Source organism: Pantoea sp. Fr+CA_20, from assembly GCF_024520835.1.
GTDB lineage: Bacteria > Pseudomonadota > Gammaproteobacteria > Enterobacterales > Enterobacteriaceae > Pantoea > Pantoea allii.
The window spans coordinates 1-15,518 of sequence record NZ_JALNPN010000005.1 but is presented as its reverse complement, the minus strand read 5'-3'; the positions used below and the strand labels follow the sequence as shown (position 1 = coordinate 15,518).

The window sequence follows — 15,518 nt, the reverse complement described above, 5'->3', positions numbered from 1 at the left end:
AGGGGAATAAACGTTCCCCTTTATCGTGGTCAACATTTCCCCTTTTCGCTGTTTTAGAGAAATTGATCTAAAACATGAACAGTCATGCTGACCGCTGGGCGCGCTGGCGCATTATCATTACATTTTTTATCATAGCGTTCTTTAACATAGCTGAAGAGTCCCCTGTGACCTCACACTTTAACATGCTCCTGGCCGTCTTTGATCGCGCGGCGCTCATGCTGATTTGCCTGTTTTTTCTGACGCGAACCCGGCCTTTTCGTCAGTTATTACAAAAAGATGAGCATACTTCGCTGGAAAAAAGCGCTGTCATTGCCATTTTTTCCCTGTTTGCCTTATTCAGTACCTGGTCAGGTGTTAACGTCGAAGGTTCATTGCTTAACGTGCGGGTTATCGCCGTGATGGCGGGCGGTATTCTTTTTGGCCCCTGGGTGGGGATCGTGACGGGCGTGATTGCGGGCCTGCATCGTTTTTTGATTGATATTCACGGCGTGACGTCCGTGCCCTGCCTGATTACCAGCATCATTGCCGGGGTGGTTGCGGGCGGGATCAATCGTCGGGTGCAGCGCGAGCGACGCTGGCTGGTAGGCATTCTGGGCGGGATGTTCTGTGAAAGCCTGACGATGCTGCTCATTCTGTTATGGGCGAAACCTGTCGCCCTGGGGCTGGCGATTGTGTCCGAAATCGCCCTGCCGATGATCCTCGGCGCATCAAGCATTGGCTTAATCGTGTTACTGGTGCAGAGCGTTGAGGGTGAAAAAGAGGCCAGCGCGGCACGTCAGGCCAAGCTGGCGCTGGATATTGCTAATCAGACGCTGCCGCTGTTCAGGCAGGTAAACAGCGATTCTCTTCGGAACATTTGCGACATTATCCGGCGAGAAATCAAAGCAGATGCCGTCGCCATGACCAATAAGCAGAAAATTTTGGCCTATGTCGGTTACGGCGAGCAAAACTATCAGCACGGCGATGACGGCATCAGCCCCACCACGGCTCAGGCCATCCACAGCGGTAAAATCATCATTAAAAACAATGATGAAGCCCACAGAACAAAAGACATTCACTCCATGATAGTGATTCCGTTACGGGAAAAAGGCAACGTCACCGGCACCTTAAAAATCTACTATCGTCGCGCGCACCGTATTACCGGCTCGCTGAAAGAGATGGCCGTTGGCCTGTCGCAGATTATCTCGACCCAGCTTGAAGTCTCCCGCACCGAGCAGCTGCGTGAAATGGCCAATAAAGCGGAACTCCGCGCGCTTCAGAGCAAAATAAATCCGCATTTCCTGTTTAATGCGCTCAATGCGATTTCGTCTTCTATCCGGCTCAATCCAGATACAGCGCGTCAGTTAGTCATCAATTTATCGCGTTATCTGCGCTACAACCTCGAACTGAACGACGATGAGCTTATCGATATCAAAAAAGAGCTGTGGCAGGTAAAGGATTACATCGCCATTGAGCAGGCCCGCTTTGGCGATAAGCTCACGATGATTTACGACGTGGATGAGGACTTGCATTTTTCTCTGCCCAGCCTGCTTATTCAGCCCTTAGTCGAAAACGCCATTGTGCACGGCATTCAGCCCTGCAAAGGCAAAGGTGTGGTGACATTGAGCGTGCGCGATTTGGGCGACCGGGTGCGCATTGCGGTGCGGGACACCGGGCAAGGCATCAGCGATGAGGTCATTGACAGAGTTGCACGCAACGAAATGCCGGGCAATAAAATCGGCCTGTTAAACGTGCATCACCGGGTTAAATTGCTGTCGGGCCAGGGACTGCATATCGTGCGTCATCAACCCGGGACAGAAATCGCCTTTACCCTGAGCAAAACCGGACAGCCACTGGTGGGAAATCTTGCATGAAAGCCATCATCGTAGAGGATGAGTTCCTTGCCCAGCAAGAGCTGAGCTGGATGATTCAGCAGCACAGCAACATTGAGATTGAAGCCTGCTTTGATGACGGACTCGACGTCCTGAAATACCTGCAACAGCACCGGGTGGATGTGATATTTCTCGATATTAATATTCCGTCGCTGGATGGCATGTTACTGGCGCAGAATATTCATCAGTTTGTGCATAAACCTCTGATTGTTTTTATTACCGCCTGGAAAGAACATGCGGTAGAGGCCTTTGAGCTGGAGGCGTTTGACTACATCCTGAAGCCCTATCATGAGTCACGTATTATCACGATGCTCAACAAGCTGGAAGCCAGCTGGCAACAGCAGCACACAATTACCCAGGCACCCAGCGCGCAAAACCCCCTTACGGTTAACCTGACCAAAGACGATCGCATCATCGTGACCGACGTGAATGATATTTACTACGTCGAGGCTCATGAGAAGTTAACCTTCGTGTATACCCGCCGTGAAGACTATGTCATGTCGATGAATATCAGCGAATTTTGCTCACGCCTGCCCGAGCAGCAATTCTTTCGTTGTCACCGCTCGTACTGCGTTAATCTGAATAAGATCAGAGAGATTGAACCCTGGTTCAATAATACCTATCTGCTCAAATTAAGGGACAAGGACTTTCAGGTGCCCGTCAGCCGTAGCAAGGTAAAAACCTTCAGGCTGCTCATGCGTTTGTAGGGAAACCACAGGACGGAGAGAACCCTTCCCGTTGGGGAAGGGCAATGGCGGTTATCAGAGAATACGGCCCAGGGTTTGACGCAGGTGTGCACCTGCACCTAACAAGCCTGGCTGATCGTGGGTGATCATATAGACCGGAATATCGGCAACGTAATCGCGAAAACGCCCTTTGTCTTCAAATGCCGCACGGAAACCCGAGGATTTAAAGAATTCCAGGAAGCGCGGCACAATGCCGCCTGCGATGTACACGCCACCAAAGGTGCCGAGGTTCAGCGCCAGATTACCGCCAAAACGCCCCATGATGACGCAGAACAGCGACAGCGCACGACGACAATCTGTACAGCTGTCCGCAAGCGCACGCTCACTCACCTCTTTCGGCTTCAGATTCTCGGGAACGCGTTGATCCACTTTCACAATTGCCCGATAGAGATTGACCAGACCCGCGCCTGACAGCACGCGCTCGGCTGACACATGGCCCAATTCTTCCCGCAACACTTCCAGGATTTGATCTTCTTCTTCGCTGTTGGCCGCAAAGTCAACGTGGCCGCCCTCACCAGGCAGGCTGACCCAGCGCTTATCAACATGCACCAGATGACTGACGCCCAGTCCAGTTCCCGCGCCGTAAATGGCCACTGGCTTGTCTTTAACCGGCTCTTTGCCACCAAACTGGATTACATGTTCTGCGCCCAGCATGGGAATGGCCATGGACACCGCGGTGAAGTCGTTAATAATTTCCAGGTGTTCAAAACCGATGTTCTCTTTGAGCTTTTTGGTGGAAAAAGCCCAGTCATGGTTGGTCATTTCAACCCAGTCATCGGTAATCGGGCAGGCAATGGCGATACAACCGTCTTTGATATCCTGCTTTTGTTCATCAAGATAGTGGCGGATGACGGCTTCGAGGCTGTCGTAGTCTGATGTTGCGAATGTTTTGGCCTGGGAGATGCTGCCGCTTTCCACCTCACACAAAGCGAGGCGGGCGTTGGTGCCGCCGACATCGCCGACCAAGGCATAAGTTGTCATTCTTCTGGTGCTCCGCTTGGGGGTCTTAAAGAGTTGGAGGACACTATAAAATCCTGCCGATAAAACAACAACGCTCACCGAAGCTATGGGTGAGCGTCTGACTCGTGTGTGCAACAGCCTAACCGCGTTAGTCTGGCGTGCACAGAGGCAACTTTCCGAATCTCAACCGCCGTTGCGCTGGCTCAGGCAGGCTGAGACTTTACGCAGTAACGGCGGCAGGTCATCTTTTTGCATCACCACTTCAATAAACGACAGCCTGTGCTGTTGTTTAAGTAGCGTCATCAGTGCCTGCAACTGCACGGTTTCACTGATGCGCCAGCTCTGCGCCTGGCATTGCAAACTCATTGCCTGCGGCAGCGCTGTCCAGTTCCATTGCGCGATATCATTATAACGTTGAGCGGCACCATGAATCGCCCGCTCTACAGTATAGCCTTCATTATTGAGGAGAAAAATAATGGGATGCTGTTGATCCCGCAGCATGGAACCTAACTCCTGAATGGTCAACTGGGCCGAACCGTCGCCAATAATCAGGATAACGCGCTGAGCAGGCTGGGCAGTTTGCGCACCGAACGCGGCGGGTAAAGTATAGCCGATAGAGCCCCAGAGCGGCTGTACCAAAAGCTGCGCACCGACGGGCAACCGCAGCGACGCGGCACCAAAAGCCGCTGTCCCCTGATCGGCCAGAATAATATCACCCGGCTGCAGGAACGCCTGCATCACCTGCCAAAAAGCAGACTGGCTGATGATGGCTGCATCCGGAACCGGCTCTGGGGGCGACGGCGGACAGGCGGCCTGCCAGGCTGCACCATGACGTTCAAATACAGGCAGTAACGCGCTTAGCGCATCCGCCATCGTCAGGGGCGCGAACGTTTGCCCGCCCACGCTGGCGCTGTGCGGCTGGATATCAATAAGCCGGGCCGGGCTGAATTGTTGGGTAAAACCGGCCGTAATCGTGTCGGTAAAGCGTACGCCAGCGCAAATCGTCACGTCCGCGTTTTCAATTTGCTGGCGCACGTCACCTTCACTGCCTTCTCCCGCATAGGTGCCGACAAAACCCGGTTGCTGTTCATCCAGCACACCTTTGCCCATCAACAAGGTGGCACAGGGAAACGCGCGTCCCGCCCGCAAGGCTGCCAGTGCCGGTTGCTGCTGCCAGCGCTGCGCCAGAAAATCGGCGAGCAGCGATACACGCTTCGCAGGTGCCAGCAACCGCTCTGCCGCCTGCTGAAACGCGATGCGCACCTCATGAGGTGAAGCGGTAGGGCGCATTAGCGGCTGCTCAGGCGCTGAGGTTTGCCGCTGGGCCACATCCACCGGCAGCATTAAATAGCCAGGACGGTGCTGCTGAAGCGCGGCCAGGATGACCCGGTCAATTTCAGCCGTGGCATTGTCGGCCGTAAGCTGTGCCGTGGCAGCGCTCACCTCCTGCGCCATGCGGATGAAGTGACCAAAGTCGCCGTCTCCCAGCGTGTGATGCACACAATCCCCCTGCTGCATCGCCTGACTCGAAGGCGCGCCCACAATGTGGATAACGGGCACATACTCGGCAAAGCTGCCCGCCAGACCGTTAATCGCGCTGAGTTCACCCACGCCAAACGTGGTCAGCAACGCCGCTACGCCGGAGCAACGCGCATAGCCATCGGCTGCATAGGCCGCATTCAGTTCGTTAGCGCATCCCACCCAGCTAATGTCCGGATGGGCAATAACACGGTCGAGAAACTGCAGATTGTAGTCGCCCGGCACACCAAATAAATGCCTGACACTGCACTCCTGCAAGCGAGCCAACAGATAGTCACCAACCGTAAAATCGGACATAGCGCGTTCCTTTTAGGGGATTGTTCTGATAAGTATCTGACATGGCGTAAATTTGGCGAGAACGGCTGCAGATTTAGCCAATCTATTGCATGGCAAGCCCGCGTTACGACCGTGTATTATTCCGTAAATATGCGACTTCACGCGGATTAATACTGAGTGTAAGCGTATACACTCCTCCGGTTTTGGCACATTTATTCGTTTTCACTCAGGACCCTTATATGACAGCTTTCCCTCATCCGGACCGATATCAGCATATGCAGTGGCGTCGCAGTGGCCGTAGTGGCCTGAAACTTCCTGCGATTTCACTGGGCCTGTGGCATAACTTTGGTGACAGCACACAGTTGGATGTCAGTCGCCAGCTATTGCGCCACGCTTTCGACTGCGGTATCACGCATTTCGATCTGGCGAATAACTACGGCCCGCCTCCTGGCTCAGCTGAAACGAACTTTGGTCGTATCATGCGTGAAGATTTTCAGGCACACCGCGACGAATTGCTTATTTCGACGAAAGCCGGTTACACCATGTGGGAAGGCCCGTATGGTGACTGGGGTTCGCGCAAATATCTGGTGGCCAGCCTCGATCAGAGTCTGCGACGAACGGGACTGGAATACGTTGATATCTTTTATCACCACCGTCCCGATCCGGAGACGCCGCTGGAAGAAACCATGCGCGCGCTGGATCATGTCGTACGCCAGGGAAAGGCGCTGTATGCCGCGATTTCAAACTATCCCGCGCAACGGGCGGCTGAAGCGATGGCGATTCTGCGCGATCTGGGTACGCCTTGCCTGATCCATCAGCCTCGCTATTCGTTATTTGAACGCACGCCAGAGCAGGGATTACTTCAGACACTGGATGAACATGGTGCAGGTTGTATCGCGTTCTCACCCCTGGCAGGCGGAGTCCTGACCGATCGCTATCTACAGGGTATTCCGCAGGATTCACGCGTTGCCAGCGGCAGCAAGTTCCTCAACGAAAATCAGCTTACTGATGAAAAAATGGAAAAAGTCCGCAAGCTAAACGCCATTGCTCAACAGCGCGGCCAGAAGCTGGCGCAAATGGCGTTAACCTGGGTGTTACGTGATCCACGCATTACATCAGTATTGATTGGGGCCAGTAAAACGGCACAAATCGATGATGCAGTACAGATGCTGAATCAGGCTCCTCTCACGGATGACGAGCTTGCCGCCATTGAGTCTGCCCTGCAGTAACATGCGCCGCCTGCTTCGCCGGGCGGCCGTCCCAGAATACTCTTAAACCCTGATTTTTTGCGGTTTTTCAGACGGTTTCCACAGGTTTCTCAGACGCAATATCGACAGAATAGCGAACCAGCAGCGGAGACACGCTGCCGTCAGGAGAAAATCATGATACGTGGAATTTTACTGGCTGCCTTTGTAGCCATGTTAACGCCGCTGGCAATGCACACCGCTCAGGCCTCAGGGTCATCAATTAATCTTGCGCCGGGCGTATCGCTTCATCTGGGCGATCGCGACCGCCGCGGCTACTACTGGGACGGCAACCGCTGGCGCGAGCCGCGCTGGTTTAACGATCGCTATGCGTATAAAGAGCGTCGCTGGTGGCGACACGAAGCGTGGCGACGTCATCAGCAGTGGGAACGCGAACGCCAGTGGCACGCGCGCGACCGACAACGTCGTTGGGAGCATGAACGACGCCACTGGCACCACGAACGCCGCGCGTACCACCGTTATCCGGAACGCTATCGCTAAAGCGCGTCGGTCGGCCCGCGCATCGGCAGATCACCTGAGGCGATAGCGCTAGAGTTAGAGGTGTTTCACTCTTGCCATAACAAACCCATCCCAGCCCTTTTCACCTACGGTTTGAATGGCTGTGGCCTCCAGACGGGCATCGCTGGAAAGCAGCTCGAAAAACGCACGTACCCCCTGCACGTTGATGTCTGCGGAATCGGCATCGGTTACCGCCCCGCCGCGCACAACGTTGTCGGCGATAATCACGCTGCCAGGACGAGCCAGGGCTAATGCCCAATTCAGGTAAGCGGGATTATTTTTCTTATCCGCGTCGATAAAGATGAGATCAAAGGGTCCCTGCAGGTGAGGCAGTACATCCAGCGCCGCACCGATGCGCAGATCGACGCGTCCAGACAACCCGGCATTGCGGATGTTATCACTGGCAACCTGCGCATGATGGGCGTCGGCTTCAAGGGTGGTGATTTTCCCTTCTTCGCCCAGCGCCTGCGCCATCAGGATGGTGCTGTAACCCCCAAGCGTGCCGATTTCCAGTACGCGTGCTGCGTTTAGCATTTTGATAAACAGTGCAAGCATGTTGCCTTGCAGGGCAGAAACGTCGTGGGCAGGCAGCCCCGCCTGACTGTTGGCAACCAGCGCGGCTTGAGCAAGGCGATTGGTAGGGAGGAGTAACTGAGAAAAATAGTCGTCGACCGCGGCCCATTTTGCGTGGTCTTCTGAAGGATAATCCGGCTTCCGCATCATTCTGCTCCTGAGTCATTGAGACAGAAGAAAATATAAACCAATGCGGATAAACCCCAAGACAATATCATTCACACCGAAAACAGACGCCTGCCTGACCGTTTATCAGGCAGGCGCGTTACATTCCCATTGCCTGACCGATTAACAGATAAGCGTTAAGACTCACCACCAGCACCACGATGACGCGCCCCGTATTTTGCATCAGCCGTGAATTGACCAACGCATCGCCCATCAGCTCACGGTTGCCGGTAAACGCCAGCAGCGGAATGAGTGCCAGTGCGATACCGAAGCTGAGCAGCACCTGACTCATGACTAACACGCGCGTCGGGTCCCAGCCCGCCCAGATTACGAGAAACGAGGGCACCATGGTCACTGCACGTCGCACCCACAGTGGAATATAGAATTTAATAAACCCTTGCATAACCACCTGACCGGCCAGGGTGCCGACCACGGTTGAAGACAGCCCCGCCGCGACCAGGCTTAGGCCAAATACCGTTGCGGCAGCGTGCCCCAGCAGAGGCTGTAGCGTGGTGTAAGCCTGATCGAGTTCGGCAATCCCACTATGGCCGCTAAAATGGAAGGCGGCAGCGGCCGTGGCCATCATCGCCAGGTTGACAAACCCCGCAATGGTCATGGCAATGGCGACATCCAGTTTGGTCGAGGAATAGCGCTGAGCCTGACTGTCATCGCTTTTCCCCTGGGTTAAGGCGGAATGCAGATAAATCACGTGCGGCATAATGGTGGCTCCCAGTACGCCGGCGGCAAGAAAGACCGCGTCGGTATTGGGCAGTGACGGCAGCGCCATGCCTTTAACCAGTTCACTCACTTTTGGCTGTGAGAAAAACAGCTCCACAATGTAAGCCGCCGCCACAAACAGCAGTAGCCCGCCAATCACCAGCTCCAGCGGTTTTTGCCCACGATTTTGCAGCATCAAAATTAGCACGGTGGCCACGCCGGTCAGCACGGCGCCCTGCATCAGAGATATCCCCAATAGCAGTTTGAATCCCAGGGCTGCACCGATGAACTCTGCCAGATCGGTCGCCATGGCAATGATTTCTGCCTGCACCCAATAGAACCATACCGCCGGACGGGGAAAACGATCGCGGATATGTTCAGCCAGGTTTTTACCCGTTGCGATGCCCAGCTTTGCTGACATTAACTGAATAAGCATGGCCATGATGTTGGCCCATACCACCACCCACAGCAGTTGATAACCGTAAGCGGCACCGGCCTGAATATTGGTCGCAAAGTTACCCGGATCGATATAGCCGATAGCGGCGATAAAAGCAGGCCCCAACAGGGCGAGTTTGACTTTTCTGGCTCCGCGAGCGGCGCGCTCGGCGGCACGGCTTTCAAACATAGTGGCTACCCTGTCTTTGTTATACCTGTGCAGCTTAAGGCGACGCAGGCGCAAGTGAAATTTGGTTTTGGTAATCGCTGTAATAGATAGTGCTATGAAGTATAGCCTTTGCTATACCCTGGGTATGTAAAAACCCTACAACTTAAGGCGCAATTCCGTCACTCTACGTGTTGTGTAAATTACAGACAATAGATTTAAGTGAATATGATGTGAACAATTTGGTTACAGGGCGTGATCGGTGAGAGTTTTCTGAGAAATTTGGCGATATTGAATACTTATATTGTGGTAGAGATCTCGTTTTTCGGTAAGCCGTTACATAGAATACGCAGCAAAATACAATCCTCCTCAAATTTGGAGCAATCATGTCCCATATTTTGCAGTTTCTTTTAGCACTAGTGGTTGTCGGTGTGCTGGCCTTGCTGGTCAGCCACGACAGAAAAAGTATTCGAATTCGCTACATCGTACAGCTTCTGGTCATCGAAATCATTCTGGCATGGTTCTTCCTGAACTCGGAAGCCGGTCTGGGCTTCGTCAAAGGATTTGCCGGTTTCTTCGATCATCTTCTGAAATATGCGGCTCAGGGCACTAATTTCGTCTTCGGCAACATGAATGATAAAGGCCTCGCCTTCTTCTTCCTGAACGTGCTGTGCCCCATTGTGTTCATCTCGGCGCTGATCGGTATTCTCCAGCACTTCCGCATCCTGCCATGGGTGATTCGCGGTATCGGTACTGTGTTGTCCAAGATTAACGGAATGGGCAAACTGGAATCGTTTAACGCCGTAAGCTCTCTGATTTTGGGACAGTCTGAGAACTTTATCGCGTACAAAGATATCCTGGGCAAGATGTCACAACGTCGTATGTACACCATGGCGGCAACCGCGATGTCGACGGTTTCTATGTCTATCGTGGGTGCTTACATGACCATGCTGCAGCCTAAGTATGTGGTCGCGGCGCTGGTGCTGAATATGTTCAGTACCTTTATTGTGCTGTCGCTCATTAACCCTTACCGCGTAGACAGCGAAGAAGATCTGCAGTTGCAGGACCTGCATCAGGGTCAGAGCTTCTTTGAGATGCTGGGCGAATACATTCTTGCTGGTTTCCGCGTCGCCATTATCGTTGCGGCCATGCTGATTGGTTTTATCGCACTGATTTCCGGCCTGAACGCGCTGTTTGACTTCATTTTCGGTGTCACCTTCCAGGGCGTGCTGGGTTATGTCTTCTATCCGTTTGCCTGGGTAATGGGCGTGCCGTCTGGCGAAGCGCTGCAGGTTGGCAGCATCATGGCAACGAAACTGGTTTCCAATGAGTTTGTGGCTATGATGGATCTGCAGAAAGTTGCCGGTCAGCTGTCACCCAATGCAGAAGGCATCCTGTCGGTGTTCCTGGTCTCGTTCGCTAACTTCTCGTCTATCGGTATCGTTGCCGGTGCGATTAAGGGCCTGAACGAAGAGCAAGGTAACGTGGTTTCACGCTTTGGTTTGAAACTGCTGTACGGCTCAACCCTGGTCAGCGTGCTGTCTGCGGCGATTGCAGGCCTGGTACTGGCATTCTGAGTTAGCGCTCTGCAAAACATTAAGGCGAGTCAAATGACTCGCCTTTTTTATCTTTATCCCGCCTGCTTGCTGGCTTGTGTTCAGACACAATGCTTGATCACGCTTACCACCCTCATCAATACTGCCCGACTAGTGGGAGCGCGCCCCGATTATAATCCAGAGCGAATCCCCTCTTTCAACCGGTTATGTTTGTTTGACAGGAGCCATGATGAGTCTGGACCCCGACGGCTATATTCCCACGCTGCCGACAGCTGACGTTCAGCCGGCGTTTCAGGCTGTCGTCAACGCAGCTGTGGCCCGTCTGAGCGCTGACTATCGGGATGGCCTGCACAGCATTTATCTTTACGGTAGCGTGGCGTGCGGAAACGCCGTCAAGTGCAGATCGGATTTAGATCTGTGTTTACTCTTCAGCCATCCACTCCGGCAAGAGCAGCAAGCCAGACTGTCAGCGTTAAAACAGGCGCTGGCGGAAGAGCATCCTGTGGTGAGTAAAGTCGATTTTGATATCGGCACGGTCAATGAGGCACTCGCGCCGGAAAACCGCCTTTCCTGGGGCTACTGGTTAAAGCACCACTGCCGCTGTCTCTATGGCCAGGATCTCTCTGTGTACTTTGAACGTTTCCGCCCGTCCCGCGCGTTGGCACGGGCAATAAACGGTGATGTCGCAGCGGTATTGAGTGGCTATGCCACGTTATTATCCCGCACCAGCCAGGCTCGTGAGCAGCAGCAATACCAGCGTGCGGTGGCCAGAAAACTGATTCGCTCAACCAATATGTTACGCACAGATAACGATATCGACTGGCCACGCAGCCTGGAGGATCATGTTGTGCGATTCGTTGCGCGTCATCCGGAACGTGAAGACGCGATCGCCTTCTTTTTAGCAGAGAGCAAGACGCCACAGGCAACTGTTGCGGAATTTACTTCACGCCTTAATGATTTCAGTCGATGGCTGTTGCAGCGATTAGGTTGAACGGGGGCGGAATCCAGGCGTAAGTGGAGTGAGAACGCAACGCAGTGCAGTTGAAAGATGTCAGGAGGCGATAAGCGGGATATGTATAACAGATGCGCTTATAAGCAAGCGCTAGGAACAAAATGATAATGGCTGAAAAGCCAGAGATTTGGTGGAGATAAGCGGGATCGAACCGCTGACCTCTTGCATGCCATGCAAGCGCTCTCCCAGCTGAGCTATACCCCCACATCTGGAAATCGTTTTTTCAGTGCCAAACTTTTGGGAAGAAGTTTGGTGGAGCTAAGCGGGATCGAACCGCTGACCTCTTGCATGCCATGCAAGCGCTCTCCCAGCTGAGCTATAGCCCCGTACCGAAAAAACCGTCGTGTTAAGCGACGGACGGCATAATATGAAACCCCCCATGGAGTGTCAACGGCAAAATCACATTCTGTGTTTGATCGCTGAAAAAGACGGCAAACTCAGCGTGATGACGGGCGTTTGTTTCTCTCTTGCCCTTGTTAACATCATGAAAGGAGCCTGGGTTTGATGAGTAATTTTTTATCGGCTGCTAGGTTAATACGCGGTTAAATATGTTATAGGAATTATCTTGTCTTCCCTGTAATGTCGTGTAAAACTTAGCCCGCTATGTAATACGGCTGCATGGTTTTCTCCAGCGCACCGTTCTTCAACCAGGCGTTTTCGCTCCAATACTAAAATCAATAGAGAATATATGTCGCTGCATACACCCAAAGAGATCGCCCAACTGGCGATTCAGGCTGGCGTGGCAAAAAGCCATGCCTCCATTAGTTCCTTAATTATTCTTGGCTTCATGGCAGGTGCCTTCATCGCTACAGGCTTCTTGTTGGATGTCCACGTTATCAACTCACTCCCAGCGGACTGGGGTTCATTTGGCGGCTTTTTAGGTGCTGCGGTGTTCCCGGTCGGTTTAATCCTGACCATTCTGGCCGGTGGCGAGCTGTTAACCGGCAATATGATGACGTTGCCTGTTGCCTGGTTTGCACGCCGCGTAAGTGGCTACAGCGTATTACGTAACTGGTTCTGGGTAACCATTGCGAACTTCCTTGGCAGCATCGCTATCGCCTGGTTCTTTGGGCATATGCTGGCCATGACCGAAGGCGACTACCTGAAAAAGACATTGGCTATTGCTAACGCAAAAGTGCATGCCGATTTTCTGCACGCCTTTATCTCTGGCATCGGCTGTAACTGGCTGGTATGTCTTGCCGTGTGGCTGGCATTCGCCAGTAAAGATGTGGTAGGCAAAATTTTCGCTATGTGGTTCCCGGTTATGGCGTTCGTCGCCATCGGCTTCCAGCACGTTGTCGCGAATATGTTCATCATCCCTGCTGCGATTTTCGCCGGACAGATGAGCTGGGCTGAATATTTCCCCAACTTCGTGGCGGTATTCTTAGGTAACGCCGTTGGCGGTGCCGTCTTCGTTGGTCTGGCTTACTTCCTCGCTTTCCGCCCCGCTGCCGAGCAGCCACGCACCGCGCAATAAACTTTCTTTGCCTTTTGTTGAGAGACAAAAGGCAATTTCGTTTCCAGTTACTTTCACGCGTTACGATTTGCTGTAATATGTATGGCTAATGTATTTAACAGGGACAGCATCGTGAAAAAGGAATGGCTAACTCCGGAAGAACTGGCAATCGAAACGGGCTACAGTCGGCAGACGGTGAACAAATGGATCAAACGCGAGAACTGGACGACCACGCCAAAGCCGGGTGTTCAGGGCGGAAAAGCAAGACTGATTCATATTGATGAACGCGTGAAAAGTTTCATTCAGTCGACGCGCAATCTTAATGAACCCACGGCAAATTACACGCCTCCAGCGAATTCTTTACCTGCGTTATTGATAAGCTCTGTCCAGCAAATGAGTCAGAATGAACAAGATCAGCTTACGGCGTTGATTCTGCGGGAAGGGATTAAAGGTGTACTCGGCCGTCTGGGGATTAGTGAAGAGTAAGAAACCGGAAGCGTAATGCTTCCGGTTTTTTTTATTAGTTCTGTGCTTCGCGCTCGGCAATAAAGGCCAGCGCTTTTTCAATACGCGCGACACTGCGGGTGCGACCAATCGCTTCCACCGTGACATCCAGTCCTGGGGACTGACCTGCGCCGGTCACGGCAACGCGCAGTGGCATTCCCACTTTACCCATGCCTACGCCCAGCTCATCCGCGCTCTGCTGAATCGCCTGATGCACGGTTTCGGCATTCCAGTCAGTCAATGCAGCCAGCTTATCGCGAACCACTTCCAGTGGTTGACGTGCAACCGGACGCAGATGCTTTTTCGCGGCATCGGCATCGAATTCTGAAAAGTCCTGATAAAAATAGTGGCATGACGCCGCCATCTCTTTCAGCGTCTTACAGCGCTCACCGAGCAAGGTCACCAGCTTCGCCAGCTCCGGGCCAGTGCGGGTATCAATATTCTGCTGTTCGATGTGCCATTGCAGATGTGTTGCCACATATTCTGGCGGCAGCGCGTTGATGTAGTGATGATTTAACCACTGCAGCTTTTCGGTATTAAAGGCGCTGGCGGACTTACTGACCGCGTCCAGGCTAAACAGCTCTGTCATTTCTTTGACAGAGAAGATTTCCTGATCGCCATGAGACCAGCCCAGACGTACTAAATAGTTAAGCAAGGCTTCTGGCAGATAGCCGTCATCACGGTATTGCATGACGCCTACCGCACCATGTCGCTTAGACAGTTTTTTACCGTCGTCGCCCAGGATCATAGAAACGTGGGCATAAACCGGTACCTGTGCACCGATAGCCTTGAGAATATTGATCTGGCGCGGGGTGTTGTTGATGTGATCTTCACCACGCACAACATGGGTAATGCCCATATCCCAGTCGTCGACCACGACGCAGAAGTTATACGTCGGTGAGCCATCGGTGCGACGGATTATCAGATCGTCAAGCTCCTGATTGCTGAACTCAATCGGGCCACGAATCTGGTCATCAAAAATAACCGATCCCTCTTGTGGATTACGGAAGCGCACCACATGCGGTTCATCATCGGCATGATGTTCATGGCTGTCGCGGCAACGGCCGTCGTAACGCGGTTTTTCACCGTTAGCCATTTGCGTTTCACGCAGCGCTTCCAGACGCTCTCTGGAGCAGTAACATTTATAAGCCGTACCCGCTTCCTGCATTTCATCAATAACGGCGTTATAGCGATCGAAACGTTTAGTCTGGTAATAAGGACCTTCATCCCAATCCAGGCTCAGCCAGTTCATCCCATCCATAATGGCTTCAATGGCTTCCGGTGTTGAACGCTCAAGATCGGTATCTTCAATGCGCAGCACAAACTCGCCCTGATGATGACGGGCAAAGAGCCATGAGTAGAGGGCGGTACGCGCGCCACCTACATGTAAGAAGCCGGTGGGGCTTGGCGCGAAGCGAGTTTTGATTTTCATTCAGTATTGCCTTAAATGCGCAGGTTCGTTGTCTGGATGACAAAAAACAGGTTAGACGCGAAAAGAGTGCGCATATTCTAGCATCTGATGATGAATCCTCAATGCATGCAAGGCAGCTGAGCGCCAGCAAACCCTATATTTCTGCTAAGAAAACCAGCACATTGGATAAAATCGCTACGGGATGTTTAAAATTAAACCGAACGCACAATTATGTTTTAAAAAGCGTTGACTCAAAATCAACTATCCCTATAATGCGACTCCACACAGCGGGGGTGATTAGCTCAGTTGGTAGAGCATCTCCCTTACAAGGAGGGGGTCGGCGGTTCGAACCCGTCATCACCCACCAC

The 15,518-nt window shown here is 52.9% G+C and carries 13 protein-coding genes and 3 tRNA genes; 9 read left to right on the top strand and 7 right to left on the bottom strand.

Going from position 1 to position 15,518, the window contains the following annotated elements; genetic code table 11:
- Nucleotides 1-182 precede the first annotated feature (182 nt).
- Together NR177_RS08430 and NR177_RS08425 are read left to right on the top strand one after the other, a co-directional pair.
- Nucleotides 183-1,853: a sensor histidine kinase gene (locus NR177_RS08430; RefSeq protein ID WP_063881224.1), complete on the top strand. Its 1,671-nt coding sequence runs from the start codon at nucleotides 183-185 to the stop codon at nucleotides 1,851-1,853.
- On the top strand, nucleotides 1,850-2,578 hold the full coding sequence (locus tag NR177_RS08425; RefSeq protein WP_063880444.1) for a LytTR family DNA-binding domain-containing protein: 729 nt from the start codon (nucleotides 1,850-1,852) through the stop codon (nucleotides 2,576-2,578). The genes NR177_RS08430 and NR177_RS08425 overlap by 4 nt, the downstream gene beginning before the upstream one ends.
- Before the next feature lie 54 nt (nucleotides 2,579-2,632).
- Here NR177_RS08425 and glk read toward each other — a convergent pair whose 3' ends face one another.
- Nucleotides 2,633-3,598 carry a glucokinase gene (glk, locus tag NR177_RS08420; protein WP_063880445.1) on the bottom strand — a complete coding sequence of 322 codons (966 nt, stop codon included), beginning with the start codon at nucleotides 3,596-3,598 and terminating at the stop codon, nucleotides 2,633-2,635.
- 162 nt (nucleotides 3,599-3,760) lie between these two features.
- A complete protein-coding gene (locus tag NR177_RS08415) occupies nucleotides 3,761-5,413 on the bottom strand; it encodes a thiamine pyrophosphate-binding protein (protein WP_256852656.1) in 1,653 nt (550 codons plus the stop codon).
- A gap of 218 nt (nucleotides 5,414-5,631) precedes the next feature.
- Here NR177_RS08415 and mgrA point away from each other — a divergent pair, with 218 nt between their 5' ends.
- A complete protein-coding gene (gene mgrA / locus NR177_RS08410; RefSeq protein WP_096012881.1) occupies nucleotides 5,632-6,621 on the top strand; it encodes an L-glyceraldehyde 3-phosphate reductase in 990 nt (329 codons plus the stop codon).
- A gap of 153 nt (nucleotides 6,622-6,774) precedes the next feature.
- Nucleotides 6,775-7,137 (top strand): DUF2502 domain-containing protein, encoded by a 363-nt coding sequence (locus NR177_RS08405; RefSeq protein ID WP_256852655.1) that lies wholly within the window; start codon nucleotides 6,775-6,777, stop codon nucleotides 7,135-7,137.
- A 54-nt stretch (nucleotides 7,138-7,191) separates the two neighbouring features.
- Here the strand turns inward: NR177_RS08405 and NR177_RS08400 are convergent, their stop codons facing one another.
- Together NR177_RS08400 and NR177_RS08395 are read right to left on the bottom strand one after the other, a co-directional pair.
- Complete coding sequence (locus tag NR177_RS08400) at nucleotides 7,192-7,875, bottom strand: O-methyltransferase (protein WP_256852789.1); 684 nt, start codon at nucleotides 7,873-7,875, stop codon at nucleotides 7,192-7,194.
- Between the two features lie 118 nt (nucleotides 7,876-7,993).
- On the bottom strand, nucleotides 7,994-9,268 hold the full coding sequence (locus NR177_RS08395; RefSeq protein ID WP_256852788.1) for an Nramp family divalent metal transporter: 1,275 nt from the start codon (nucleotides 9,266-9,268) through the stop codon (nucleotides 7,994-7,996).
- Nucleotides 9,269-9,597: 329 nt separating this feature from the next.
- On the opposite strand from NR177_RS08395, the gene NR177_RS08390 reads away from it, so the two are divergent.
- Nucleotides 9,598-10,788, top strand: coding sequence for a NupC/NupG family nucleoside CNT transporter (locus tag NR177_RS08390; RefSeq protein ID WP_063880451.1), 1,191 nt, complete (start codon nucleotides 9,598-9,600; stop codon nucleotides 10,786-10,788).
- 205 nt (nucleotides 10,789-10,993) lie between these two features.
- The gene (locus NR177_RS08385; protein ID WP_256852654.1) at nucleotides 10,994-11,758 is read left to right on the top strand and encodes a nucleotidyltransferase domain-containing protein; all 765 of its coding nucleotides are present in this window, start codon (nucleotides 10,994-10,996) and stop codon (nucleotides 11,756-11,758) included.
- A 149-nt stretch (nucleotides 11,759-11,907) separates the two neighbouring features.
- Here the strand turns inward: NR177_RS08385 and NR177_RS08380 are convergent.
- Together NR177_RS08380 and NR177_RS08375 are read right to left on the bottom strand one after the other, a co-directional pair.
- Nucleotides 11,908-11,983: transfer RNA gene (locus NR177_RS08380), tRNA-Ala, on the bottom strand.
- A gap of 46 nt (nucleotides 11,984-12,029) precedes the next feature.
- A tRNA-Ala gene (locus NR177_RS08375) sits at nucleotides 12,030-12,105 on the bottom strand.
- A 362-nt stretch (nucleotides 12,106-12,467) separates the two neighbouring features.
- Between NR177_RS08375 and NR177_RS08370 the strand changes: the two genes are divergently transcribed.
- Both NR177_RS08370 and NR177_RS08365 read left to right on the top strand, forming a co-directional pair.
- A complete protein-coding gene (locus NR177_RS08370) occupies nucleotides 12,468-13,256 on the top strand; it encodes a formate/nitrite transporter family protein (protein ID WP_063880456.1) in 789 nt (262 codons plus the stop codon).
- A 111-nt stretch (nucleotides 13,257-13,367) separates the two neighbouring features.
- Nucleotides 13,368-13,721: a YfeC-like transcriptional regulator gene (locus tag NR177_RS08365; protein WP_063880457.1), complete on the top strand. Its 354-nt coding sequence runs from the start codon at nucleotides 13,368-13,370 to the stop codon at nucleotides 13,719-13,721.
- A gap of 34 nt (nucleotides 13,722-13,755) precedes the next feature.
- On the opposite strand, the gene gltX is transcribed toward NR177_RS08365, so the two are convergent.
- Nucleotides 13,756-15,171: a glutamate--tRNA ligase gene (gene gltX / locus NR177_RS08360; RefSeq protein ID WP_256852653.1), complete on the bottom strand. Its 1,416-nt coding sequence runs from the start codon at nucleotides 15,169-15,171 to the stop codon at nucleotides 13,756-13,758.
- Nucleotides 15,172-15,441: 270 nt separating this feature from the next.
- On the opposite strand from gltX, the gene NR177_RS08355 reads away from it, so the two are divergent.
- Nucleotides 15,442-15,517, top strand: a tRNA-Val gene (locus NR177_RS08355).
- Nucleotide 15,518 lies beyond the last annotated feature (1 nt).

Bases quoted from the DNA above. Each gene is read 5' to 3' on its own strand.
- NR177_RS08400 (WP_256852789.1), bottom strand. From the start codon at position 7,875: ATGCGGAAGCCGGATTATCCTTCAGAAGACCACGCAAAATGGGCCGCG.
- NR177_RS08385 (WP_256852654.1), top strand. From the start codon at position 10,994: ATGATGAGTCTGGACCCCGACGGCTATATTCCCACGCTGCCGACAGCT.
- NR177_RS08430 (WP_063881224.1), top strand. From the start codon at position 183: ATGCTCCTGGCCGTCTTTGATCGCGCGGCGCTCATGCTGATTTGCCTG.
- NR177_RS08370 (WP_063880456.1), top strand. From the start codon at position 12,468: ATGTCGCTGCATACACCCAAAGAGATCGCCCAACTGGCGATTCAGGCT.
- NR177_RS08425 (WP_063880444.1), top strand. From the start codon at position 1,850: ATGAAAGCCATCATCGTAGAGGATGAGTTCCTTGCCCAGCAAGAGCTG.
- NR177_RS08405 (WP_256852655.1), top strand. From the start codon at position 6,775: ATGATACGTGGAATTTTACTGGCTGCCTTTGTAGCCATGTTAACGCCG.
- NR177_RS08415 (WP_256852656.1), bottom strand. From the start codon at position 5,413: ATGTCCGATTTTACGGTTGGTGACTATCTGTTGGCTCGCTTGCAGGAG.
- glk (WP_063880445.1), bottom strand. From the start codon at position 3,598: ATGACAACTTATGCCTTGGTCGGCGATGTCGGCGGCACCAACGCCCGC.
- mgrA (WP_096012881.1), top strand. From the start codon at position 5,632: ATGACAGCTTTCCCTCATCCGGACCGATATCAGCATATGCAGTGGCGT.
- NR177_RS08390 (WP_063880451.1), top strand. From the start codon at position 9,598: ATGTCCCATATTTTGCAGTTTCTTTTAGCACTAGTGGTTGTCGGTGTG.
- gltX (WP_256852653.1), bottom strand. From the start codon at position 15,171: ATGAAAATCAAAACTCGCTTCGCGCCAAGCCCCACCGGCTTCTTACAT.